This is a genomic window from Psychrobacter sp. Cmf 22.2, from assembly GCF_001921745.1.
In the GTDB taxonomy this organism is placed as follows: domain Bacteria; phylum Pseudomonadota; class Gammaproteobacteria; order Pseudomonadales; family Moraxellaceae; genus Psychrobacter.
The window spans coordinates 292,787-317,682 of the sequence record NZ_MRYA01000001.1; the positions used below are offsets into that span (position 1 = coordinate 292,787).

Here is a 24,896-nt window from a genome sequence, read left to right on the forward strand (position 1 = left end):
ATTTTGTATAACGTTTTACTTTATTGTCATGCAAGTGCCATTATTCAAGGTATGATTCTGTATTAGATGCACTTAGTAACAAAACTGTCTAGTAAGATAAATGGGTTGCGAATAGATAGTCTATGGTCAGTCTACTTTTAGAGAGAGGCGACTATAGGCTGCCTTGGTGAGCAGGTAAAAGTTTCGGCAACCAAGGAGCGAATGTTTTATACTGTGGGGCTTGATTGACAAGTTAGGCTGATCGCATAAGTCTGTATCGATGACATTACATCGTTGAAAGTCAGATAGATATGATAGATCAATAACGATAAAAGCAGTGAGGCAAGTATGAATAGCGTAGAAAAACGGGCAATCCTCGGGGTCGGCGGCATCTTTGCCCTGCGTATGATTGGTCTGTTTATGATTGTGCCTGTATTTTCTGTATATGGTGACAGTTATGCGCATGCCACACCGTTTTTGATTGGTTTGGCTGTTGGTATTTATGGGCTGGGTCAGGCGATTTTTCAGATACCGATGAGCCTTGCCGCTGATAAATTTCCGCGTAAACCGATTATCTTTTTGGGTCTGATATTGTTTGCTTTGGGCGGTATCATCGCGGCCAATGCGACCGATATTTATGAGGTCATCATCGGTCGGGCGCTGGCAGGGAGCGGTGCGGTGTCGGCGGTACTCATGGCGTTACTCGCTGATGTAACGCGCGAGGAGATGCGTACCAAAGCGATGGCAACTATGGGGCTGACTATTGCCACCTCCATTATGCTAGCTTTTGCCTTTGGCCCACTGCTGGTGGGTTCGCTTGGTATTTCAGGTCTGTTTTGGCTGACATCAGGATTTGCTGTTTTGGCGATGCTGCTACTTTTTGTCGTACCCACGCCGCTACGTGTGCTCAAGCATAATTTAGACAATAAATCGATTGGTCAGCAGTTGGCAAGCGTGCTAAGAATTGGCGATTTAAACCGTTTGCATATCAGTATTTTTGCGCTACACCTGACCATGACGGCGATATTTGTGATTTTACCGCACCAGCTTTCTGACGTATTGGGTCTATCGGTACGTCAGCAGGGCTTGGTGTATTTGCCACTATTATTTATCGGCTTTGCGGTGGCGATACCCTTTATTATCATCGCTGAGAAGAAACGCAAAATGCGTCAGGTGTTTTTGGGTGCAATTGGTCTGATGACCGCTGCCCTTGCGTTACTGGCGCTGGGTAGTCAAGTGGGTGTCGGAATTATCTTGGGGTTGCTCTTATACTTTATGGGTTTTAACTTACTCGAAGCGACAATTCCTTCTTGGATATCCAAACGCGCGCCAGTGGCAAATAAAGCGACGGCCATGGGGCTTAATTCGTCCAGTCAGTTTTTTGGGGCATTTGTTGGCGGGGCGATGGGTGGCTTACTGTTGACGCAGCCAAATTTGCTAGCGTGGGGCATACTGGCACTGATTATGGGCGTCGCGCTACTGATCATTATTCCAATTGCGCAGCCGCCTTATTTGTCGAGTACTACCGTCACTATTCCCAAAAATATTGATATACAAGATTGGTCACGGCAGATGTTGGCGGTAGATGGCGTCGATGAGCTGGTGGTCATGGCAAAGGAGCAAGTAGCGTATCTTAAACTTGACAAAACCCAACTGACAGATTCTTCACGACAAGCGTTGTCGCATTTGGCACAAAGCCCCCTAGATATTTAAACAAAAATTGGTTAAAGTAAAATTAAATTACTGATAGTATGAATTGGTTTCAATAAATGACAGTTCACACGATCTATTAAATTATTCATAAGTAAAAGGACGATATCATGCGCGGAGTTAATAAAGTTATCATTATCGGTAACCTTGGAGCAGACCCTGAGGCACGTCAATTTAATAACGGCGGTAGTGTGACCAATATTTCGGTCGCAACGTCAGAGCAATGGACAGACAAACAAAGCGGTGAAAAAAGAGAAGCGACAGAATGGCACCGTATTGCATTGTTTAATCGTCTAGGAGAGATTGCCGCGCAGTACCTTCGTAAAGGCAGCAAAGTATATATCGAAGGCAGTTTGCGTACGCGTAAATATCAAGATCAAAATGGCCAAGATCGTTATATTACCGAGATTCGTGCTGAGCAAATGCAGATGCTAGATAGTGCAGCCGGTGGTGGTCAAAGCCAAGGTGGAGGCTATGGCAATCAAGGCGGTCAAAACAGCTTTGGTCAGCAAGGTGGGTACAACCAAGCTGGTGGCGTAGCAGCTCAAGGTATGGCGCAGGGCGGCAACCAAGGTGATTATAACAATCAAAACACTTATAACAACCAAAGTGCCCCTCAGCAAAACCAATTTAATCAGCCTAATCAAGCGCCAACTCAAAAGCCTACAGCGATGCCAGATGGTCCTGTCGATGATGATATTCCGTTCTAGGATACTTCTAAGGCTTATCTGTAAAGCGTATTAAAGAGTATATAAATTCAAAACAAAAGAGCCTATATTTATGGGCTCTTTTTTATGGCGTAATTTTTTATGTAGATGATCCAATTTTAAAAGAACATAGTGTCACTAAAGGAGAACTATCAAATTGACGAATTCTTATAATAAACTTATGTCTATAAAATTACTGTCTTATATATCATTTAGCTGCTTTTTATAAAAGGTATGATTTTAATATCAACAACACACTCTACTATTAAAAAATTTGAACATTATTATTGATATTTAGTTGTTCATTAAATAATGAAACTATGTTAATCTCGCACAGTTACTATAGCTAGCTAATTAGACATTGAAAATTATATAATAAATCAAATCGATTTGTATTAAGTCTGGTTTGATTATTAATTTCAAAAGTTATTAATAGTTATAAAGCAGTACTGCTGGTTACCTATCCTTTGCTTAATAAGTTGCAAAACCATATTGAGCTTATCTCTATTTTTAAGACTGAGGTTGTTATGAATAAGAATAATCCAATTGATTTAGATAATCTAAATGTAGATGAGTTACGTGCTATTACAGAGAACGCACAACAACTTATCGCCAAAAAACAGCATCAGCGTCTATATGATGCATATATGCAGTTCGAAAAAATTGCAGAAGACAGTAATAGTACGATTGAAGAGATTTTGAAGGCTGGTGAAAAGCTAGAAAAAAAACGCAGTATTAAATATCGCAATACTGATAACCATCAAGAAACTTGGACTGGCCGTGGTCGTAAGCCCACATGGTTGGTGGATGCACTAGCAGCAGGTCGTGATCTAGAAGATTTTGCTGTATAAAATTCGCTCTAATATAACGACGTATTTATAGTAGATGTAGTTATTATATTGCATTAATTGTACGAGCTATTTATAAACGAGTTATATAATAAAGCGATAATACGTTCATTTGATTAGATTCTAAAAACCAGTATCTTTGTTTGAAGATACTGGTTTTTTTGCTGTCATCTATAGGTAATAGTTTGTTATCATAATATCATTTTTACCTCCAAGAAGAGTAATCTAACTGTGTCCAAAGCATCTGCTTCGTCTCATAAGCGTCCCCGTAAGCTGTGGTGGCTGGTTGGATTTGTTTTTTTTGCTCTGTTTGCGTTATTGCAAATGCCAGCATCTTGGGTCGTTGAGAAGTACGCACCTGACTCGATCTATATACAACATGTCTCAGGTAATCTGTGGCAAGGTTCAGCAATCTGGCAGTTACCAGTAGCGACTGTTCCATTGACGGGATCGGCCGAATGGTCTTGGCAGCCATGGCAATTGTTATTGGGTAAGATAGGCGCTAATGTCAAAATTACTACCGGGCAAACCCGTCTTGATGGGCAAGTCAATATAGGACGAAATTCTTGGCAGGTTGATGATATGAGCGGTAAAATCGCTTCTGACACGCTATCTAGTGTGGTTGATTGGCAACTGCCAAATACACCTGTTCAAGTAAATGCCGTCTCATTGCAACGCCAATCAGGCTCAAAAGTGACTGGCTTTACGACAGCAGATGGTCAGCTCACATGGGTGGGCGGTGAAGTTGGTTATCCAAGTGGGGGCAAAGTGTTTTATATCACGATGCCAGCGACCCGTGCTGAGTTAAATACAGAACAAAAAAACGATAAAAACTTGCTGCATATCAATTTATTAGACAAACAAGATAAGCGTTTGGGTGATTTATATCTTGATGGTGATAACATGCTAGATGTCAGCTTAACGCAGCGATTGTTAGAAAATATGCCCGAATATCAAGGTCAAGCACCGAAAGACACACCGGTAGTAAGTGTTCGCCAACCACTGCTGACAGGCTTAGGGGCGCGTTAAATGACGAGTATTCCAGCACGCCTAAAACCAGTGATAGACAACCTAAATAGGTTCTCAGTATGGTTGTTATTATTAGCGACTGGCTGGTTGGCTTGGACAATCGCACGTTTATTGTGGCTTATACTAGCGCCGCCGACAGCACCTGCACTGCAAATGCAGACATTGCAGAGTAATCCCGCATCTAATGCGGACACCAGTAGTTTGTTTGCGATATTCGCCGATCCCGAACCGGTAACTGCAGCTCCAAAGCCGCCACCTAATGTAAATTTAAAAGGGGTGCTATTGGCGATACCAGAGAGTCTGTCATCAGCATTGTTAGATGTAGAGGGTGAAGTCAAAAACTACCGTATCAATGAGAGCTTACAAGATAGTGGCTACGTGCTGGTTGCTGTCGATTGGAACGCTGTCGTTATCGCTGATGCTAGTGGTAGGGAGACAGTCATTAGCATGGCGGACTCTATGCCACTTGATCAAAGCGATATGGCAGCAGGGAATGTGAGCAATCAGCGCTTGCCAAGTAATGAACCAGTTGATGATTTGCAACCAATGCCATTACCTAATGCCATGTCTAATGACAATGTTGTCAATGCGGCTACTAGCTCCAATGATGGCTCTGACATCGACTCTACAGACAGTGACTCTACGAATAATAACAATGGAACAGGCAACTCAAGCTCTACCATTGATGAAGCTGTCACTGCATTACAAGACAGTCCAGCCAGTTATTTGAGTCGTATGGGAGTTATGGCTGCTGGTGAAGGTTATCAAGTCACCGCTGCAATGCCAGCCGGAATACGCAATCGACTGGGGCTCGAGCCGGGCGATCGAGTACTTAAGGTAAATGGCCAAAACATCGGTAGCGATCCTACACAAGACGCTGGTTTGTTGAAGCAAGTACAGCAATCAGGTGAAGCTCAGATTGAAGTAAAACGTGGAGAGCAAGTGATTACGATTCGTCAGCAGTTCTAAAAGATCTAATTGTGTTTAAATAACGCTGTTTGATCAAACCACTACTATCTTGACCATATAACAATATTGTTAGCGCTATCTTAGCAACGTTTCAGTTTACACTGAGTGATATCACAATGGGTAATTATAACCATGATAAGTTTTTATAAATTTTCAGTAACGCCTCTACGCCATTCATTGCAGCGTCTGCTGTATATATGTCGGCCATTGTGTTTAGCACTGCCGTTATGGGCTGCAACGTTTGGGTTTGCCAGTGCCGAAAGCTGGAAGGTAAACCTGCAAGATGCAGACATTAAAGCCTTTATTAACGAAGTGGCAACGATTACCGATCAAAACTTTGTCCTTGATCCGCGCATCAATGGCAATGTCACCGTAATATCTAATAAAGCCTTGTCTCGTGATGAGATTTATCAGCTGTTTTTGAGTGTCATGCAGGTCAATGGCATTGCAGCGATCGATTCAGGAACGACGATTAAGCTCGTTCCTGATAACGTCGCAAAGCAGTCGGGTGTCGAAGTCGATCTGCGAGGGGATAGTGTGGGTGAAGCCTTGGCAACTCGCGTTATTTATTTGACCAATACACAAGCAGCAGAAGTACTGGGCGTTATTCGGCCGCTAATGCCGCAATCTGCCCATGCTGCTGCTGTGCCTGGAGTCAATGCGCTGGTATTGTCAGATCGCGCTGACAGCTTAAATCAATTAACTACCCTAATTCGCGATTTGGATAACAATGTAAATGATAGTTTGCAAGTCATACCACTGCGCCATGTAGACGCTGAGCGTATGATGGATCTTATCAGTGCTTTAGTTTTAAATACAGGAGGTCAGGCACAAGGAGGCGGCAATCAGCTCAAAGTGATCGCTGATACTTCTAGTGATAGACTGCTGGTTAAGGGCAGTCCTGAAATGATTGCTAAAGTGCAAGAAATGGTCAATCAGCTTGATACAACGCCTTCGCGTCGCTTAAGCGGCTTGCGAGTCTTTCGCTTAAAATATGCAAGTGCTGGTCATATCGCCGAGATGTTACGCGGCTTACTTGCCAACCAGTCTATTAATAGTACGGGAGCGACATCGACTTTAGAGTCAGCTTCACTAAATAGTGCCAGCAGTACAGGTAGTGCATTGGGGAGTAATACCAACGATACACTCAATAATAATGGCTCCACTGGCAGTAATAACTTGACCTCAGATTCTGCGAGCAGCTCAGGCGGGGCAGGCGCGAGCAACGGTGGTCGGCAATTTAGCATTATCGCTGATGAAACGCAAAACTCAGTTATTGTCAATGCAGATCCCGAGCTTATGTTTGAGATTGAATCAGCTGTTAATCAGTTGGATAATCGCCGTGCGCAAGTACTTATTCAAGCTGCTATCGTTGAGGTCTCAGGCGATGATGCCGCCCAACTCGGTGTACAATGGGCACTTGGCAATGCAAACAGTGGCTATGGAGTAGTGAATTTCAATAACGTTGGTGCCAGCGCTGCATCATTAGCAGGCGCAGTATTGTCTGGAGGCGCATCAGGCATTAGCTCTGCGGCAGGCTCTATTGCCGGCGCGTTACTTGGTATTGGGGATAGTAGTACAGACAGTAATGGTAATACACAGTTTTATGGCGCTATCTTGCAAGCGTTAGATTCCTCTACTAGCGCGAACTTGTTATCTATGCCCTCTATTTTGACTTTGGACAATGAGAAGGCCAGCATTTTGGTGGGCCAAAACGTACCATTTGTAACGGGATCTTATACCACTAGTGGCAACTCATCTGAAAATCCATTCCAAACTATTGATCGTCAAGACATCGGTATCAATCTCAATGTTATTCCACACATTGGTGACAACGGCACGGTACGTTTGGAGGTCTCGCAAGAGGTCTCCTCGGTCGTACCTAGTAGTGTTGGTAACGCTAGTGGATTGATTACCAATAAAAGCTTAATCAATACTACTATTCTAGCGGATGATCAACAGACCATCGCGCTTGGTGGTTTGATGCGTGACAACACGACCAGCAATCAACAAAAAGTCCCGGGTCTAGGTAATGTACCTATTATCGGACGATTATTTCGCTCTGATAGTGATAGCACTCAAAAGAGTAACTTAATTATATTTTTACAACCGACTATTTTGCGTGATGGCGGAGCGGTCGCTAGTGTCACTGAGCGTAAATACAATCAAATGCGCGTACTACAGTTGGTCATCGATAAGAATGGAACGATCAAACAGCTACCTCTTAGCGGTACTGAGGGCTGGGATGGTAAGGTTGATGCTGATTATGAGTTGATGCCATTGAACCCGCTTGTACCTAAGCGCGATCAAAAGTCAAAACCGACAGCGCAAGGGTTTACTAAGGTAGATGACACAAATGCAGGCATTACGACATATCCGTTAAAGCGTTAAAATATAGCCGTTTAAGCTCGTTTTTCGGCTTTTTTAAACTATGATGGGGAATCATAACAAAGGCGGGAGCAAAGACGATGAATAAACAAAAATGGCTAACATTAAGTATTGTTGGCATGGCCCTATTGCTGCTACCAAGACGTAGCAGCTGGCAGCAAAATTCACACACTAAAAACTTATCAGAAAAAGGCACTTCAAAAAAAGACAACTCGAAAACTACCAGTCCTCAGCAGACAGACCTGCAACATCAAAATTGTGACAAGAATAAATAAACTGTTAAGAAACAGCTTTTATACTGGCGCACTAAACTCCATACAGTAGAATCAATACAAAAAATCTTAGCTACTTAATAACTCGGTATCAATACATAGATACAGAGTTGCTAAACATTTAAAAATTAAAATACTCTATCCTCATAATCATCTAACTGCTTATTTAGCACTTACTAACCGACTATTAAAATCAACGATAAAGGCGGATTATGATTCATACAGATTCTCATTCAGCGCTAAACCATACCCCACTACCTGCCATTTATCCCCTGATTGATACACATACTCATTTTGATGCGCCAGTCTTTGATAACGATAGACAATCACAGGCGCAGCAGGCTTATGCGCAGGGTGTTCGGCATTTGGTATTGGTTGGTTATTTACAGCGATATTTTTCTAGGCTCTATGAGACGCAGCAGGCAATCGAGCAGATGCATCTATCTAAGGATAAGGATAGAACTGATCGTAGAGATGTGTATCCTGTAGCCCACATTGCGCTTGGTTTACATCCTTTTTATATTGAACACCATACCGACGCGCATCTATCTAGTATGGCGCAAATGGTACAAGAGCAGCGCCCACTGGCAATTGGTGAGATAGGGTTGGATACTTATACTGATGCTATGAAGCAACCTGAGGTTTTTGCTAAACAAGAGCGTTTTTTTAAAGCGCAACTGGACATTGCTGTGCGACATAAGCTTCCTGTCATGCTGCACATTCGTAAGGCTCATGCAGAGGCATTGGCGTTATTAAAGGCACATAGCTATGATGCGCATAAACTTGGTGGTATTGCCCATAGCTTTAGTGGCGGCGAGCAAGAAGCCAAAGCCTTTGTCAAACTAGGCTTTAAGCTTGGTGTGACCGGACAAATCACCAATCATAACGCTAAAAAGCTACGCCGTGCTATCAAAGCTGCCGTTGACAGTTACGGCATAGAGTGTTTGGTCTTAGAGACTGATTGTCCTGATATGATGCCTATTATGTGCAAAAAAGCAGTAGACAATCAATCAACCAGCCAATTAGATAGTCAATCAGCCAATCAATCAGCAACGGGACAAAGTCCAGATAACGAATGGCAAAGTACAGATGGACACAATCGTAATGTACCTGCCAATCTACCTTGGGTGTTAAAAGGACTTAGTGAGTTGCTTGAAGTGGAGCCAAAAGTGCTCGCACCTCAACTGTGGCAAAATAGTTGCAATGCCTTGCAAACTTCTTGGCTTTGCCCTACATAAAGCATTAGTAATTATAAAACATCAGCATTTTTAAAAGACTATTAACCCTAGTGTTATCAATTATAAGAGCTTGTTAGTCATTATGAATCAACAATCACAATCTACAAAAACTAAGCTTCAGTCGGTTATTATTGAGTCAACTTTAGAACATGGCACATTAAATGCAACAACTCATACAGTAAGCGATACCGCCGATGCGAATTCACAATACGAGCGGCGCTTTCAAGGAACGCAGACATTATACGGTATGGCAGCATTTGATGTCTTTGCTGCAGCGCATGTTTACGTTATTGGGGTAGGTGGCGTAGGCTCTTGGGCTGCTGAAGCATTAGCACGTACTGCAGTAGGCAATATTACGCTAATCGACTTAGATGTATTGGTAGCCTCCAATGTCAATCGGCAGCTACCTGCGCTTGATAGTACGTTTGGGCAGAGCAAGATAGCAGCGCTAGGCGCGCGTTTGCAAGAGATTAACCCAAAACTTAATCTGCACTTGGTAGATGACTTTTTGACTGCTGAGAATGTCGCTACACTACTACCCAGTCGTAGTGAGGCAAAAGCTGCCGCAGCTGAGCGAAAGCCGATTGTTATTTTAGACTGTGTGGATGATATGAGTGCCAAACTCGCTATTGCATTACATTGCCGTTTTAACAAGCTAAAGCTCGTTTGTGCTGGTGGAGCAGGAGGGAAGATAGATCCTTCTCAGATTGCAGTCAGCGATTTAAAGGACAGCTATCAAGATCCGTTACTAGCACGTTTGCGTAACAAACTGCGCCATGAAAAAGGCATCAATAGTGCCCTAAAAGATAAATTCGGTATCAGATGTGTGTATTCAACTGAGCCGCCGCGTATAGACAAAAGCTGTCAGGCAGGAGGGTTACAATGCGGGGGTTATGGCTCTGCAGTTGCGGTAACCTCTGTAGTGGCAATGATTATGGTCAGCGAGGCGTTACAAATGCTGAGTAAGCAAGCTGGCGTCTGACCCATTACTTCCTATTAAATTGGAGACAGTTTTGTCGATTCATACTTATCCGCTAGCGCTAGATGAGCATTTACGTATCGCTAAGCTACATGAATACGACGTGCTTAATACTTGTAATGAGCCTGCATTTTCACGTTTGACTGAGCTTGTAAAATTGTTCTTTGATGTGCCCATGGTGGCTATTACGTTTATGGATGAACATGTACAGTATCTAAAATCCCCGCATGGATTTGGTGATCTGTGTACCACTAAGCGTGGCGTGGCGATTTGTAATTACACGGTATTATCTAATAGCGTCTTCACTATACCAGATCTATCTCTTGATGAGCGTTTCGTCGATAATCCATTAGTGACAGAGGATCCTCATCTACGCTTTTATGCAGGGGCACCGATTACCCTAAAGGAAGATAATAAGACCTATCATTTAGGCTCACTTTGTTTGTTCGATACCAAGCCTGATCATACATTTGACGATGATAAGGCTAGACTGCTCATACAGTTCGCTGAGATGGCAGCAGATGCGTTGCAGTTGCAAAAGAATCAACGCCGAGCCAAACATGCCAATCAGATGAAATCTGAGTTTTTGGCAAATATGAGCCATGAGATACGCACTCCGATGAACGGTATCATTGGTATGGTTGAGATGCTCGACGATACTGACTTGAATGTCGAGCAAAGAGTTTATGTAGACAATATAAAAATATCGACAGAGCATTTGCTTGCAATTATCAATGGCATCCTAGACTTATCTAAAGTTGAGTCGGGCAAGATGACTGTTGATGCCATACCTATGGACTTATCGTTGTTATGTGATGAAGTCGTCAATTTATTTGCAGTCAAAGCTCGTCAGCGTGGACTCACACTGGATTATAATTACAGCGAAAAACTGTCTCCTTATATGCAGGGAGATCCAGTAAGACTAAAACAGATTTTGGCTAATCTAGTCAATAATGCGATTAAGTTCACTCGTGAAGGTGGGCATGTCAGTATTGATGTCGCTCATGCACCGCATTGTAAGGAGAATGAGTGCAAAAGTTTGGGCGTAAAAACTGACGAGATAATCTGTCATGATATGACTGTTTGTATTGATATCAAAGATACAGGTGTTGGCATTAAACCTGAGTCATTAGATGCTATTTTTGACGCTTACAATCAAGCAGACAAATCTACCCACCGCTTATACGGTGGTACGGGACTGGGTCTGTCTGTTTGTAAGTCTTTGGTCAATTTAATGGGCGGTCATATTTGGGCAAACAGTGTAGTGGGTGAGGGGACTACGTTTAAAGTATTGTTGCCTCTAAGAGCTATCAGTCAAGCAAAGTATGATGACTGGCAACGCTCGAACACTATGGAAGTTAAGCCCAGTTCTCAGTATTCTGGTCATATACTGTTGGTCGAAGATGATAATGTTAACGCCATGATTGCCAAAAAAGCATTATGTAATAACGGTCACAAGGTCACCCATGTCACTGATGGACAAAAAGCCATAGATCAGTTCTCAGCACACCCGCAGCGCTTTGATGTGATACTGATGGATCATCACATGCCGATTATGGATGGGATGCAAGCAACGATCAAGCTACATGAGATTTATGACCCAGCATCACTACCACCAATTATTGCACTAACGGCAAATGCTATGGATGGCGAGCGCGAAAAATATCTGAAAGTTGGCATGCAAGACTACTGCACCAAACCTTTTAAAAAAGAACAACTCAATGCGCTGGTACAGTACTGGCTCATGCATCAACAAGCAACAAAGAAAAAGGACGATAGCAGAAACCTGAAGGAGTTATCATGACAGATAGTTGCTGGTATTGGAGACCTAATAGCTAGTAAGTAGCTAATAGCAACAACTAAAAAAGCTCAACCATTGTAACAATGGTTGAGCTTTTTTTATGAGTCTAACGTTATTGGCTAACTCGGGTTTGATAGTCGCCTGTGCGCGTATCAACGCGGACGATTTCACCTTGCTGTACAAACAGAGGTACACGTACGACCGCACCCGTCTCTAAAGTCGCAGGTTTACCGCCGCCACCTGAGGTGTCACCGCGTACACCAGGATCGGTTTCAGTAATTTGCAATTCAACGAAGTTTGGCGGTGTGACTGATAACGGCACACCATTGAACAAGGTAATCACACAAAGCTCGTTGCTGTTGTCTTTAAGCCACTTTGGTGCATCGCCAACGGCTGATTTGTCCGCTTGTAACTGCTCAAAGCTTTCTGGATGCATAAAATGCCAAAACTCACCATCGTTGTATAGATAGTTCATTTCAGTGTCTAATACGTCAGCAGCTTCTAAGCTATCACCTGATTTAAACGTTTGCTCGAGTACTTTACCACTACGAAGGTTGCGCAATCTAACGCGGTTAAAGGCTTGGCCTTTACCAGGTTTGACAAACTCGTTTTCAAGAATGGCACAAGGGTTGCCATCAAGCATGACTTTTAAACCGGCTTTAAATTCATTGGTAGAAAAACTTGCCACAAGAGACTCCTAAGGGTTGTAGTAATTATACTGATAGGTTACTGATTAATTATCAGCGCGTCGCCAAACCTGACATGATGATACTGATGCTCAAATACCCATCATATGAGCCAAAGTCTATGGATGGCAAGGGTAAATAGGTATAAACCATGATGTTTGCTTGGCATGCTTTGATAGTGCGCTGATTTACAGCGTATAATGTCGGTTTTTAGGCACACGCATTAGGTTGTCATGATAAACCATTTAATCACACAAAAAAACTGGCAAACGCAATTATCCGAAGCAATTACATCAGTAGATGAGTTGCTTGAGATACTCAATCTTGAAACATTAAAAAATCAAATTTATATACCAGCACATTTCCCTTTACGTGTCCCGCGTGCCTTTGTCGCTAAAATGACTGTCGGTGACGTGCATGACCCTTTATTAAAACAGGTATTACCAGACACCCAAGAACAAATCGCTGTGACGGGTTATGTCACTGATCCATTAGCCGAGAACGATCAAAACCCAATTAAGGGGCTACTACATAAATACCAATCTAGAGTGCTATTAACCGTCACTGGTGCATGCGCTATCCACTGTCGTTACTGCTTTCGTCAGCACTTTGATTATAATGCCAATATGCCAACTTCCACCGAACATTTAGCGATTGCTTCTTATATTAAGGAGCATCCTGAAGTAAATGAGGTTATCTTGAGTGGCGGTGATCCATTAAGTGTCTCTAATCGGCGTTTGTTTGGCTGGCTTGACACCTTGGAGGCAATATCACAACTGACGACCATTCGCTTGCATACACGCATGCCATTAGTGATTCCTGAACGCCTAGATCATGCTTTGCTAGATCGCTTTAGTCAAAGCCGCTGTAACATCGTTATGGTCGTTCATTGCAATCATGCCAATGAGATTGATACCAATACGGCGCAGTATTTGCAGCGTGCACGGGTCGCAGGCATTATTTTATTAAACCAAGCTGTCTTATTAAAGGGTATTAATGACAGTGTTGAGACCCAAATTGCCCTCAGTCGGCGTTTGTTTGCAGCGGGCGTTTTGCCTTATTACTTACATGTACTTGATAAGGTTTTGGGGGCCGCTCATTTTGATAAAGATGAGCAGTCTGCTATTGATCTATATTGGTCGTTGTTAGCTGGGCTTCCTGGATATCTTGTGCCCAAACTGGTAAAAGAGTTACCAAACCGACCATTTAAGGTGCCAATTAATATTTATAAAGACAGTTGAGGTATGCAGCACAGTAAGTTGTGGTAATATGTTTTGCTGAACATTAGTAACGCTTTATAATGCATCACATATACAAGTAATATAGCGCCTGTTCACTTAAGAATAGATGTTTTATTAAAGAGGGCTTATGATGACGTTGTCAGATTTTCAGGAACATCTATCACGTAAGGCACCATTAAAACAATCCTCGCGTAAATATGTGGATGGTCAAGAACAGCAGCTACGCAAGTGGGCTGCAAGCTTACCAACACAAACTGAGGCTCAGCAAGTAGGACAGATAGAGCAGGTGCTCAATGAGCTTACGACCGCAGACTTAGATGATAAACTGCGTCTTAAGCTTTTAATGATTGTGTCTTGTGCATCCGATCGCTTGATTACCTCTTTGCACAAGCATTATCATTATGAGTTAGGCGCACTTAGCAAGGCGCAGCTAATATATGTGGCTCAAGTCAAATCATTATACTATTCGACCATATTAGCCTACGACAGTATCATACAACGTAAAAGCTTGATTTTAAATGAGCAGAAGACCCCGTCGACAGGCCGAGGTTGGAAGCGTTTTTTGTCGTTAGCTAAAACATCACCGCCTATTTTGGCCGCTGCTATTTATCAGTCACTCGCCGTTTATCAAAAATTATTGAGTGAGCAAAACATATCCTACCAGTCATCACCATCGCATTTATGGGTCGCATTTAATGAGCTATACGACTTAGCTTGCCAAATAAATGTGGCACATACCGACTTAAGCATGCAAGTAGTTGCCAAGCAGGCACGAAGCATTCACGATTTATATGTACAGATTTGCTTATGTAGTTTATTGAATGTCCGTGCTATGCGTCGCTCCAATATGCTATTGCTCCAGCGTTTACTACCATTATGGGCAACTTATGTCTATGCCACTATCGAGCCACAGACTGAGACGCGCATCTTTGTAGATTTACAAAGTGGCAATCCACCTGATTATCTTACTGCCAGCTCCGCCATTAATCCCTATGAAGAGCACCATCGTTGTTTGTTTATCGAAATTGGACCATTGTTAACATACTTACAGCAGCGCAAGCAGGCGTTGGTTGATAGTAATAATGCTGCGATTGAATATCAGCTGGTAAATAAAGTACTGATGGCAATGAATCATCGCTATGTTGAGCGAACAATGGCAATATCAACCAAGTATCATTCAAAACAGCGTGCGACCGTTATTAGTGGTTTTAATAATATTCATTACAAGGTGGCTGGTGCGCAGAGCTTGAGGCATCTGATAGCTGTCAAAGAGTTAGCAGATGAGCAGCTACCACGCTATGATACGCAGCCCAAAAAGGATGGTTTACAGGGTAAGCTTGAGGTAGAAGTGGTTGACAGTACAGATATATCATCACAGCTTAGAGCTTTACATTTGTTATCTTCAGAAGATTTAATAGCATCACTATTAAAGACAGCTGATGAGACGAAAGGACAACGATCAGGTTTGTCCAAAGCTGGCATATCAGATGTCGATACAGACAGTAGTAATACGCTTGATACAGCGCCACCACCACTTAGCCTTATGAGTCTGTTCTTATTAGATTATCCCCATAACGACAGCAAATATAAATGGTCAATGGGTATGGTACGCTGGCTCAATCTTGATAATAAGCCCATTGAGGTTGAATGGCAGGTACTTGGTCATGGATTGACGGCTTGTGCTTTGCGTTTAGACATCAGAGACCATCGTGGACAAAGCTTTATGCCAGCTTTTATGGTGGCGGGTGATAAGGACTTACAAACGGAGTTCACCATTATAGTGCCTTCTTATCATTTTCAATCTAATGACAAAGTCATGCTACGTCTCAACGATAAACAAAAAACACTCTGTTTACAGCAATGTCTAATCAATAGTGAAGAGTTTAGCCAGTATAAAGTGATACAGATTTAATTGAATAAGATTGCTACAATCAGCACTTTTATACAAAATTAAGCATTGCTCAAGTCTACTCGTAATCTAGTATACTGTAACGACGGTTATAAGAATAAAAAGGCCCATTATGCGTACCAAAAATATCCTAAATCTCTTAGTTATAGACGAAGACCAGCTTTATGCTGAGCGTTTAGTCAGCTTATTATCTGCTTACTACGATGAAGTCAATCTTGGGTTTTTGGATGACAGAGAAGAGCTGTTAAAGACACTGCGACATCAATGGGACGTCTTGGTATTTGGGCGCGCCTACGATTTAAGCTTTACTGATGTGGTCGGTATCGTGCAGGAGCAAAATCTTGATCTCCCAATCATTGGTCTGATGAGCGATGAGATGGCTAATACTGGTCGCAACGATGACGGTTTGCCCGCAGTCATCGATGGGGTGATGGTAAAGGCACTACTAGCAGACAAAGAGATACAAGTGGTGATGGCGATCTGCCTACAACATGCCAATCTACGTAGCCTACGACAGCTTAACACCCTACGTCATGTACTCTCTGAGGCCGAGCAGCGCGCTAATATCTTAATTAAAAACTCTAAAAGTGCGGTCGCTTATATCGATCAAGGCATTCATATTTTTGCCAATGAACCCTATTTAAAATTGTTTAATTTTGAATCAATGGACGAGATTATTGGTTTGCCAGTCATTGATTTCATTGCTGGTAAAGATAATGTCAAAGGTTTTAAGGAGTTTTTACGTCAATTTGATAAGGGAAATCGTGATCAAGTTGAATTTAACTTTGACAGTAAACGTATGGACGGTAGTACTTTTGAGGCGAAGCTACAACTTGCAGTCGCTACGCTAGATGGTGAGCCAGTTACTCAGATCATCATTCAGCAAAATAACAATAACAGCGCTGAGATTGCTGAGCGTTTGGCCGCAGCAGAGCGACAGGACAGCTTGACAGGACTATACAACCGTCGCGGCTTTGAAGAGCGTTTTGAAGCTCTACATCAGTCGGTAGTAGAAGGCAAAGCCCATGCAGCACTATTATATATACAGTTGGATAATATTGGTAAAATCAGTAGTAGCTTAGGCTTGCAGGGCGTAGACACTACCATTCAGCAAGTGGCTCGTATGCTTGAGCAGACAGTAGCAGAGGGACACATTAGCCGTTTTAGTGATACGGCATTTACAGTGTTAATCGAAGACTTATCCTCTAAAGCGCTGGTCGATCTTGCTGAAAGTATCCGTCAACATATCAGCGATATGCTCATTGAAGTCGATAAACGCACAACCAGTACGACTGTGAGTATTGGTATCGTCAAAATAGAACCCAATGCTGCTGAACCACAAGTATTGTTTGATCGTGCGGTTGACGCGATAAACCATATCAGAGTTGAAACTGCAAATCACGGTAACGCTTATCACTTGTATGATCCAAGTGAGCATGCAAATAGCGACGATAGCGCTCTGGCCGAATATTTGGTAAGCGCTATCACGCACAATCGCTTTGAGCTGTTTTTTCAGCCAATCTATGATATCAACCAAGATCGTAGTGACTTCTTTGAAGTTTATTTGCGTCTACCGTTAGCCGATGCTGATAATACTGTGCTGACACCTGACAAATTTATGACAGTCGCCAAAACGCACCACTTACGTGAAAAAATAGATCGCTGGATATTAATAAATGCCTGCAAACAGTTAAATGAGGTGCGTAAGACCCATCCTGAAGCTCGTCTATTGATACAGCTCACCAGCGCTTCATTGATCGATAAAAAGCTGCCAAGCGTAGCCAGTCAGTTGATCAAGGCGGTGGGCGGTGTATCTGGCGCATTGACAATTCAGTTCAATGAGCAAGATGTTGCCAATCATCTTACCATTGCCAAATCCCAGTTTGCTGCTTTAAGCGATGTCGGTTGTCAAATAGGTATTCATAATTTTGGTACTTCAGCAAAATCGATTGAGATTGCTGAATTTGTACAGCCTGATATGACGCGCCTTGCACATGATTATGTAAATGAGATTAGCAAACCTGATAATTTAGAGGCGATTAAATCTTTAATCGTACGCACCAATGAGCTTAATATTGATGTATTGATGCCCTATATTGAGGAGGCTGCTACGATGTCGGTATCTTGGAGTGTCGGTGCGCGTTATTTGCAAGGGTATTATCTAGAAATGCCAAGTAACACGATGAATATCGCCTAAGCAAGTTTTACTTCAATGAGACTATGTGTTTTCTGAGATTATGTGTTGTCAGCTTAAGCTAGAAACGGTGAGCCCTACCGAGGGTTCTGCTGATCTCAATCTCTTTTGCTTATTACTCAGTAGCCAACTGCTAATGCGTTTTGTCAGAGTACGCATATCAGCTCATAAGCGTACTATCATCTCTGCAACCCCATCGTACGTCTGCTATCGTCCCTACAAGCTGATAAACCGTCTCAACCCATAAATATAAAGAATATATAAATATGCCGATTAACGTCAATATTTCATTCAGTGGTATATTAATTGCAGTGCCTGTATTGATGATGCTTACAGTACTCACTGCTTGCGAGCGTACCCCGCCTGATTATCGTGACCCTGTTACCTTACCCGTGTATAGCGCAGGAGACGCTGATAATGGCGCTATCATTTATGAAGAAGCTTGTGGTCAATGCCATCAGCTAAGTCCAGGAAGTAATAAAAAAGGCCCACAATTAATGAACATATATGGGGCGCCAGCAGCTGAACTGGAGGACTATGACTATGGGGCAGCATTAGCAAACTCAGGCTGGGTATGGGATGCTAAAACTTTAGATCCTTATATTGCTGATGCTCAAAAAGCAATGCCAGAGTCAAAAATGTTGTCAGACCCGATGCCAGACGCCAGTGAACGCGCTGATATTATCGCTTACCTATCCACTTTGCGTATGGCCACTCCTGCTGTCAATAGCGATGGAGAACCCATCAAGGCTGAGCATACAAAAATGAATGATGAGCCAGTTGAGATAGCAGAAGGCGTAGAAAACCAACCTGCCGCCAGCTTCTGATAAAAAGAGTTGCTCAAGCTTGGTTTATTTTTTAACTTTCTCATTGTTATTAGATCGCTTTTGCTTGTGTTTTTTATCTTATTAAAAAAGCGTATTGGATATTACTTACCACTCTTGATGAGTTTATGTGACAATATTTTAGTACGCACTAATAAAGTTGGTAGTTTATTATGCACCAAAGCCATGCTTACGATGTCGCATCTCACAAAAATGTTGTACCTCCATTAGAGTCAGACTCTGGTTTAAGTGATTCAAACGATGTTACCGATGACTATCTAGCCAATCAGCGTCAAGTGGCACAGTTGCTTGTACAACTAAATCAAATCGTGCTTGATAAGCCGCAGGTGGTGAAGCTGGCACTGAGCTGCGTGCTGGCAGGTGGGCATCTACTCCTACAAGACTTGCCTGGCATGGGCAAAACGACGTTGGCTCAAGGGCTGGCGCAGCTACTGGGCTTGTCATACAATCGCGTGCAGTTTACCAATGATATGCTGCCAGCAGATATTTTGGGTATGAGTATCTATAACCAAACCACGCAGAGCTTTGAGTTTCGTAAAGGGGCAATCTTCACACAGCTATTGCTTGCTGATGAAATCAACCGTTCTAGCCCAAAGACCCAAAGTGCGTTACTAGAAGCGATGGAGGAGCATCAAGTCACCCAAGATGGACAGACTTACCGTTTGCCTCAACCTTTCTTTGTCATAGCTACTCAAAACCCAATGCAACAAGCGGGCGTATATCCCTTACCTGAGTCGCAGTTAGATCGGTTTTTGATGTGTCTGTCGCTTGGTTATCCTTCACCAGCTGCCGAGCGGGAATTACTACGGGGACAAGATCGTCGCGAGATACTAGCAAGTTTAAATGCGGCGCTTGAGACAGATGCTGTATTACTTGCACGCCAAAGTGTTCAGCAGGTATATGTAGCAGATGTCGTATTGGATTATCTACAACGATTGGTTGCAAAGACTCGAGTCAGCCAAGAGTACCACGGACTGTCACCTCGCGGTGTATTGTCGCTACAGCGTGCTGCTCAGGCTCATGCATATGTATCTGGACATCAAGAAGTAACGCCAGAGGATATCCAAGCTGTTTTTGCTGCTGTTACAGATCATAGGTTAGGCCAACGATTTGTACCGTCGCATGTCGTTGGCGGGCAAGGGACACAGACTATAGCTCAGCGAATTATGCATGAGGTACCAGTGATTGTGTAAACTAAGATTTGAGCGCACGCTATAGTATAACCACAATGATAAGGCAGTTATGACTTTGTTACCGCGTACCTTGACTCAGCCAATGACGCAAGCATTGGCACGCTGGTTTGCCAAGCGCGCTCCTAAAAGTGACAGTGCTAAGCTCAACTTGCGCAACGTTTATATTTTCTTTAGTAGAGAAGGCGTGCTTTTTGCCGTTTTATTGATTATCACTTTTGTGGCTGGTATCAATTATGGTAACAACTTGGTGCTGGGTTTATGCTTTTATCTTGTGAGTGTATGGTTGATAAGCTTTCATATAACCTTTGCCCATATCTCAGGCTTACAAATCGATCTGATTGAGGTGACAACAGCAGAAGTGGGCTCACCTGTTTGGGTGACATTGCAAGTACGGAGCGAAAGCGAGCAACCCAGACGACAATTGACGTTTGTGTTTGAGCAGTTTAATGATGAAAAAAAGAAGGCCAACAAACGTACTGACCGAAATATAAACAAGTCCTATATTAGTGCAAAGGTGAGTGTGCCGGTATCACGTTTACACGGTACACAAGTCATTCGCTTGCCCATCATGACTAATAAGCGCGGTCAGCTTGAGTTGCCAAGGTTGAGAGTCAGCACTGTATATCCACTAGGAATCATGCGCGCATGGTCGTACGTGTATTTTGCGCGGGCAGCTTGGGTATATCCAAAGCCATTGGCATTTGATAAACAGGCGCAATATATCACTGCAAGTTTGGACGAATTACCGACGGGCGGTGAGTATAGTCAGCATATTCAAGGTCAAGATGATTTTGAGCGTCTTGATAGTTATATCGAAGGCGAATCACTAGCAAGAGTTTCGTGGGCACACATGGCACGTGGACAAGGAATGCTTACCAAACATTTTGCTGATCCAGTCGGTGTGGAGCAGGTATTGGATTATGCCGATATGCCAGCTTCGCATCATGAACAAAAGCTTGCGCAATTAGCGTATGGTGCTATCACCCTTGGTAGGATGGGAGTACCTTTTCAGATGCAATTGCCCAATGCAGGGCAGACAGCAGCTATTGGGCAAGGCGAGTCGTTTGCTCAGGCCTGCTTATTACAGTTGGCAAAAGTACCATGACTGACTCTAACCCAATCTCGAGCAGCACTTCTCATACTACTTTATCTTATTCGACTGTCCTTACGGACTCTGCAAGACAGTCAAGCTTTGAGCAATTGGCGCAAGGCCAACGTAACCATACATCTAACGATGTAAATGATATACAGCGCTCAACAACCAAAACGTGGTACCACAAACTGCTGGCGCTACCAGCTTATTATTGGGTACTACTGACTCAGATACTGGTTGTGCTGCCACATGCCGCTCATTTGCCACTATGGTTGATGGTTTTTGCTCTAGTCAGTATTGTGGCGCAGTTACCACGTGTCAAAGCTAGGTTTGGCCAAGCTTATCACTTCAAACGTATATATCGTAGCGTGCAAATGCTTGGGTTTTTATTAGGATTGGTAGGCTTGTGGTTGACCTATAACACAAGCTTTGGTCTGGATATGGGCGTAGCATTTTTGGTGCTGTGTCTTGTGAGTAAGCTTTGGGAGCTATATAAGCGCCGCGATGCTTATGTGGTATTGAACCTGTCGCTATTTGTACTTGCAGCACTGTTTTTGATGGATCAAGGGCTTGTTACGACCCTTGAAGTTATCGTAGGTACCATTGCAGTTTTGCTGGCATTTATCGCTTTGAATGACGATAGCAACACGCAAGGTGATGGACGCGTGCGTACACTTGGGGTGCTTGGGGTAGGCGCATTACCTTTATTAGTGGTACTGTTTTTGTTCTTTCCGCGTTTGCCGCCACTATGGTCAGTACAATTATCAGGACAACAAGCAACTACTGGTGTCTCAGACAGTATGTCACCTGGGGATTTTGCCAGCTTGAGTCAATCCACTGCGCTGGCTTTTAGAGTCGAATTTGCAGATAAACGTCCACCGCAAAGCGATTTATACTGGCGCGGCTTGGTATTTAGCGATTTCGATGGTGTGACATGGCAACCTAATCGTAGCATCCAGCAGCAGTGGCAGCCAGCGCGACGAATTCCTGTATGGATTGAGCGTGCGATTGCTACTGTTCCTAATAGTGTGCAGCTTGCACCCGATAAGTATGAGATACTTTTAGAGCCAACCCAGCAAAACTGGCTATTTGGGCTTGATTATCCATTTACTCAGCGTACAGACGTCAGTGTCACATCGGAATTTACTTTATTAAAAGACAGTCCGGTGACTCAGCAGCTACGTTATAACGTCCTACGTTTTGCGCCTATGCGTATCGACCCTGTGCTTGATGAGGATTCTCGTCATATCAACTTGACACTACCCAAAGATGGCAACCCACAAGCACGTGCACTTGCTCAGCAGCTGTTTGCGCAATCAGGCTCAGATCCTGTGCGCTATATGCAAGCACTTGAGCGCTGGATTAATCAAACAGAGTTTCGCTATACATTATCGCCGCCACGGCTAAACAATAATCGCATTGATGAGTTTTTATTTGATACCAAAGCCGGGTTTTGTGAGCATTATTCTTCAAGCTTTGCTTTTATGATGCGTGCGGCTGGTATTCCAGCGCGAGTCGTGGCTGGCTATCAAGGCGGTGAACCAAGTCGCGGCGGTGATGTGTGGGAAGTACGACAGATGGATGCTCACGCGTGGACTGAAGTATGGCTTGAGGGTCAAGGGTGGGTACGTGTTGACCCAACTTCGTTTGTCGCGCCAGATCGTGTTGAACAAGGGATGAACGCGCTATCTCAATCTCAAGGCGCGTCGTTGTTTGGCGATGGAGCAGGTGCGCAGATTAGCTACCAACAGTATCAGATGCTTCAAACGCTAAGACGGTTTTCTGACCAAGCCAGTTATTACTGGCAAAAAGACATCGTCGGCTATGACCAAGACAAGCAAGCAGGCTCGTTGTTAAAGTGGTTCAACATCAGCTCAGTTATGCAACAGATCGTTTGGTTAGCTGCTGGTGCCATCGCAGTCATATCTATAGTGACGTTTATACTATGGCAACGACGACGGAAGCGTTGGCATCCAGTAGACTTGCCTTTAATCAAGTTATCTAAACGATTAGGTAAAAAGGATAAAGCACTCGCTCGCCATGATCATGAAGGACAACTAGTATGGCTTGAACGGTTAGCAAATGGCCTTACAGAGACTGATAGTCGGCTTGTCGCCGATAATCTCAAACTAACTCAACAGTATATCAACGATATTAAACAGGACTATCGGCAACTACGTTATGGGCAACTGAGTACGCTTGATGTAAGTCATGTTAAATATCAACAAGTACTTAAAGATCTTAAAGAGAATACGCGCAGATTGTCATAAATATGAGTAGTGTGCTTCCTAATGGAGTTTCCCATAATTGCTATGGTTTTAGATATAGGACTAAGAACCATAAACAGACTTTGATGATGAAATAGTACTTATTTAAAGAATAATTTCTAGTTTGGATAAAAAATGCTTGCAAAGTCTCAAAAACTTGCTAAAATGCTCAACCTAAATAGGCGTATAGCTCAGTTGGTTAGAGCGCTACCTTGACATGGTAGAGGTCGCTAGTTCGAATCTAGTTACGCCTACCAGATTCGAAAAGCCCCAATCTTTATGATTGGGGCTTTTTTTGTCTGTAAAATATGGGCTGTGGCGGAAAGTTCTTTCGTGACACTCTATGATAATGAAAATTTACTTATCTTTAAGACATCTAAAAAGTTAAATAATACTTTGTACTGCATACCTTAGTTATACAACAGCACTCCTTACATTAATATCGCTACCTGCAAATCCCATTAAAAACTCCTTTTTACAACATTTTATTTTCTTACTCATGGCAAAAACCTAAACAAGCAATTAACCTACAAATTTATCTTTGCAGTTTTCTCAGCGAATTCAAATTTCAGGTGCATCGGTTTAGTTATATATAAAAGATAAAGGGTATATGAGGGGTATTATTATCAAAAATATATTCAAATTGTTTTCTGGTCATCATTTATGATATTAATCATGCTAATAATCTACTATAAACAAAAGACGAATAATAACTGAAAATTTTAGTATGCAAGTGTACACAGATTACGTTACAATATAGACACAAATAGCAAGATATAATGCTTTTTTGTATATTTATTAAACTAAATATATGTTATTCGTACTTTTAAAGTATATTAATTGTACTATAAGGTTACAGTAAGGTAATGAGTAAATTACGATTGCAAATGAAATAAATAAACAATTATTTGCTTTTATATATTATTTTTATACCACGAAATTTATGATATCTGGAGATTTACCATGCAATTTAAGAAATTTGCTAAAACCGCGACCTTATTTCTATTCGGTAGCGTAGCTGCTGTTACTAGTGCGAATGCTGCTTCCAGCCCTGCAACCAGTAGCTTTGACGTTAATATGGAGGTTGAGTCTATATGTACTATAAGTGCAGCACCTCTAGCTGTTAAACTTAATAATACTCAAGCAGGCCAAGCGACTGCAGCAGTAACACAATCTACTGATTTAACTGTAAATTGCTCCAAAGGTAACTCTGCTACTATTAGCTTAATACCATCATCAACTAAAAGCGTCAATGGTACTGGTAATTTAGGAAATTCAGAACTTGCAGGAGAACTAATTGCTTATAAGTTGACTTCTGGCTCAGCTGAAGGCGCTGCCTGGGGAGGTACTGGTAATACACTTACTACTACTGCGGCAACTGAATATAAGACTGGTATTACTAACACTATATATCTAACAGTGACTGATGACGCTGACGTGAAACCTGGTGTTTACAGTGACACTATTAACGTATCAGTAGCTTATTAATACTATGTTAGCTCTTCGGTTATGTCGTATAGTACGCCCAACTCTGTTTGTAGGAGCTAT

20 protein-coding genes and 1 tRNA gene are annotated in these 24,896 nt (G+C 42.6%); 20 read left to right on the top strand and 1 reads right to left on the bottom strand.

Annotated elements, in window-relative coordinates:
* Positions 1-327: 327 nt before the first annotated feature.
* The 10 genes from BTV98_RS01260 to BTV98_RS01305 all read left to right on the top strand — a co-directional run bounded on the left by BTV98_RS01260 (position 328) and on the right by BTV98_RS01305 (position 11,923).
* Complete coding sequence (locus BTV98_RS01260; RefSeq protein WP_075102748.1) at positions 328-1,692, top strand: MFS transporter; 1,365 nt, start codon at positions 328-330, stop codon at positions 1,690-1,692.
* Between the two features lie 107 nt (positions 1,693-1,799).
* Positions 1,800-2,399, top strand: coding sequence for a single-stranded DNA-binding protein (ssb, locus tag BTV98_RS01265; RefSeq protein ID WP_075102749.1), 600 nt, complete (start codon positions 1,800-1,802; stop codon positions 2,397-2,399).
* Between the two features lie 524 nt (positions 2,400-2,923).
* Positions 2,924-3,247: an H-NS family nucleoid-associated regulatory protein gene (locus BTV98_RS01270; RefSeq protein WP_075102750.1), complete on the top strand. Its 324-nt coding sequence runs from the start codon at positions 2,924-2,926 to the stop codon at positions 3,245-3,247.
* A gap of 228 nt (positions 3,248-3,475) precedes the next feature.
* Positions 3,476-4,273, top strand: coding sequence for a type II secretion system protein N (gene gspN / locus BTV98_RS01275; RefSeq protein ID WP_075102751.1), 798 nt, complete (start codon positions 3,476-3,478; stop codon positions 4,271-4,273).
* Complete coding sequence (locus tag BTV98_RS01280; RefSeq protein ID WP_058368333.1) at positions 4,274-5,242, top strand: type II secretion system protein N; 969 nt, start codon at positions 4,274-4,276, stop codon at positions 5,240-5,242.
* 132 nt (positions 5,243-5,374) lie between these two features.
* Positions 5,375-7,633 (top strand): type II secretion system secretin GspD, encoded by a 2,259-nt coding sequence (gene gspD, locus BTV98_RS01285; RefSeq protein ID WP_058368332.1) that lies wholly within the window; start codon positions 5,375-5,377, stop codon positions 7,631-7,633.
* Between the two features lie 77 nt (positions 7,634-7,710).
* Complete coding sequence (locus BTV98_RS01290) at positions 7,711-7,905, top strand: hypothetical protein (RefSeq protein ID WP_058369333.1); 195 nt, start codon at positions 7,711-7,713, stop codon at positions 7,903-7,905.
* Positions 7,906-8,114: 209 nt separating this feature from the next.
* Positions 8,115-9,140 carry a TatD family hydrolase gene (locus BTV98_RS01295; RefSeq protein ID WP_058369332.1) on the top strand — a complete coding sequence of 342 codons (1,026 nt, stop codon included), beginning with the start codon at positions 8,115-8,117 and terminating at the stop codon, positions 9,138-9,140.
* A gap of 247 nt (positions 9,141-9,387) precedes the next feature.
* A complete protein-coding gene (locus BTV98_RS01300) occupies positions 9,388-10,122 on the top strand; it encodes a ThiF family adenylyltransferase (RefSeq protein WP_227511775.1) in 735 nt (244 codons plus the stop codon).
* Between the two features lie 31 nt (positions 10,123-10,153).
* On the top strand, positions 10,154-11,923 hold the full coding sequence (locus BTV98_RS01305) for a GAF domain-containing hybrid sensor histidine kinase/response regulator (RefSeq protein ID WP_227511774.1): 1,770 nt from the start codon (positions 10,154-10,156) through the stop codon (positions 11,921-11,923).
* A 109-nt stretch (positions 11,924-12,032) separates the two neighbouring features.
* Here BTV98_RS01305 and efp read toward each other — a convergent pair whose 3' ends face one another.
* A complete protein-coding gene (gene efp / locus BTV98_RS01310) occupies positions 12,033-12,608 on the bottom strand; it encodes an elongation factor P (protein WP_058369330.1) in 576 nt (191 codons plus the stop codon).
* 231 nt (positions 12,609-12,839) lie between these two features.
* Between efp and epmB the strand changes: the two genes are divergently transcribed.
* The 10 genes from epmB (at position 12,840) to BTV98_RS01355 (ending at position 24,836) form a co-directional block, all read left to right on the top strand.
* The gene (gene epmB / locus BTV98_RS01315; RefSeq protein ID WP_058369329.1) at positions 12,840-13,847 is read left to right on the top strand and encodes an EF-P beta-lysylation protein EpmB; all 1,008 of its coding nucleotides are present in this window, start codon (positions 12,840-12,842) and stop codon (positions 13,845-13,847) included.
* 127 nt (positions 13,848-13,974) lie between these two features.
* Positions 13,975-15,759 (top strand): hypothetical protein, encoded by a 1,785-nt coding sequence (locus tag BTV98_RS01320; RefSeq protein ID WP_058369328.1) that lies wholly within the window; start codon positions 13,975-13,977, stop codon positions 15,757-15,759.
* A gap of 109 nt (positions 15,760-15,868) precedes the next feature.
* Positions 15,869-17,953 (top strand): EAL domain-containing protein, encoded by a 2,085-nt coding sequence (locus BTV98_RS01325; protein WP_058369327.1) that lies wholly within the window; start codon positions 15,869-15,871, stop codon positions 17,951-17,953.
* A 25-nt stretch (positions 17,954-17,978) separates the two neighbouring features.
* Positions 17,979-18,197, top strand: a complete 219-nt coding sequence (locus tag BTV98_RS13495) for a hypothetical protein (protein ID WP_143505592.1) — start codon at positions 17,979-17,981, stop codon at positions 18,195-18,197.
* Between the two features lie 19 nt (positions 18,198-18,216).
* The gene (locus BTV98_RS01330; RefSeq protein ID WP_082638050.1) at positions 18,217-18,777 is read left to right on the top strand and encodes a cytochrome c family protein; all 561 of its coding nucleotides are present in this window, start codon (positions 18,217-18,219) and stop codon (positions 18,775-18,777) included.
* 170 nt (positions 18,778-18,947) lie between these two features.
* Positions 18,948-19,988, top strand: a complete 1,041-nt coding sequence (locus tag BTV98_RS01335; protein WP_082638049.1) for a MoxR family ATPase — start codon at positions 18,948-18,950, stop codon at positions 19,986-19,988.
* Positions 19,989-20,037: 49 nt separating this feature from the next.
* Complete coding sequence (locus BTV98_RS01340) at positions 20,038-21,093, top strand: DUF58 domain-containing protein (protein WP_058369326.1); 1,056 nt, start codon at positions 20,038-20,040, stop codon at positions 21,091-21,093.
* Positions 21,090-23,351: a DUF3488 and transglutaminase-like domain-containing protein gene (locus BTV98_RS01345; RefSeq protein WP_058369325.1), complete on the top strand. Its 2,262-nt coding sequence runs from the start codon at positions 21,090-21,092 to the stop codon at positions 23,349-23,351. Before BTV98_RS01340 ends, BTV98_RS01345 begins: the two co-directional genes overlap by 4 nt.
* A gap of 177 nt (positions 23,352-23,528) precedes the next feature.
* Positions 23,529-23,605 (top strand) — tRNA-Val (locus tag BTV98_RS01350).
* 706 nt (positions 23,606-24,311) lie between these two features.
* The gene (locus BTV98_RS01355; RefSeq protein ID WP_058369182.1) at positions 24,312-24,836 is read left to right on the top strand and encodes a spore coat protein U domain-containing protein; all 525 of its coding nucleotides are present in this window, start codon (positions 24,312-24,314) and stop codon (positions 24,834-24,836) included.
* Positions 24,837-24,896 lie beyond the last annotated feature (60 nt).

Excerpts from the sequence above, each read along its gene's own strand:
- BTV98_RS01300 (WP_227511775.1), top strand. The coding sequence starts at position 9,388 with ATGGCAGCATTTGATGTCTTTGCTGCAGCGCATGTTTACGTTATTGGG.
- BTV98_RS01345 (WP_058369325.1), top strand. The coding sequence starts at position 21,090 with ATGACTGACTCTAACCCAATCTCGAGCAGCACTTCTCATACTACTTTA.
- BTV98_RS01330 (WP_082638050.1), top strand. The coding sequence starts at position 18,217 with ATGCCGATTAACGTCAATATTTCATTCAGTGGTATATTAATTGCAGTG.
- gspD (WP_058368332.1), top strand. The coding sequence starts at position 5,375 with ATGATAAGTTTTTATAAATTTTCAGTAACGCCTCTACGCCATTCATTG.
- epmB (WP_058369329.1), top strand. The coding sequence starts at position 12,840 with ATGATAAACCATTTAATCACACAAAAAAACTGGCAAACGCAATTATCC.
- BTV98_RS01355 (WP_058369182.1), top strand. The coding sequence starts at position 24,312 with ATGCAATTTAAGAAATTTGCTAAAACCGCGACCTTATTTCTATTCGGT.
- BTV98_RS01325 (WP_058369327.1), top strand. The coding sequence starts at position 15,869 with ATGCGTACCAAAAATATCCTAAATCTCTTAGTTATAGACGAAGACCAG.
- BTV98_RS01290 (WP_058369333.1), top strand. The coding sequence starts at position 7,711 with ATGAATAAACAAAAATGGCTAACATTAAGTATTGTTGGCATGGCCCTA.
- BTV98_RS01340 (WP_058369326.1), top strand. The coding sequence starts at position 20,038 with ATGACTTTGTTACCGCGTACCTTGACTCAGCCAATGACGCAAGCATTG.
- BTV98_RS01260 (WP_075102748.1), top strand. The coding sequence starts at position 328 with ATGAATAGCGTAGAAAAACGGGCAATCCTCGGGGTCGGCGGCATCTTT.
- ssb (WP_075102749.1), top strand. The coding sequence starts at position 1,800 with ATGCGCGGAGTTAATAAAGTTATCATTATCGGTAACCTTGGAGCAGAC.
- BTV98_RS01320 (WP_058369328.1), top strand. The coding sequence starts at position 13,975 with ATGATGACGTTGTCAGATTTTCAGGAACATCTATCACGTAAGGCACCA.
- BTV98_RS01270 (WP_075102750.1), top strand. The coding sequence starts at position 2,924 with ATGAATAAGAATAATCCAATTGATTTAGATAATCTAAATGTAGATGAG.
- BTV98_RS01280 (WP_058368333.1), top strand. The coding sequence starts at position 4,274 with ATGACGAGTATTCCAGCACGCCTAAAACCAGTGATAGACAACCTAAAT.
- BTV98_RS01295 (WP_058369332.1), top strand. The coding sequence starts at position 8,115 with ATGATTCATACAGATTCTCATTCAGCGCTAAACCATACCCCACTACCT.
- BTV98_RS01335 (WP_082638049.1), top strand. The coding sequence starts at position 18,948 with ATGCACCAAAGCCATGCTTACGATGTCGCATCTCACAAAAATGTTGTA.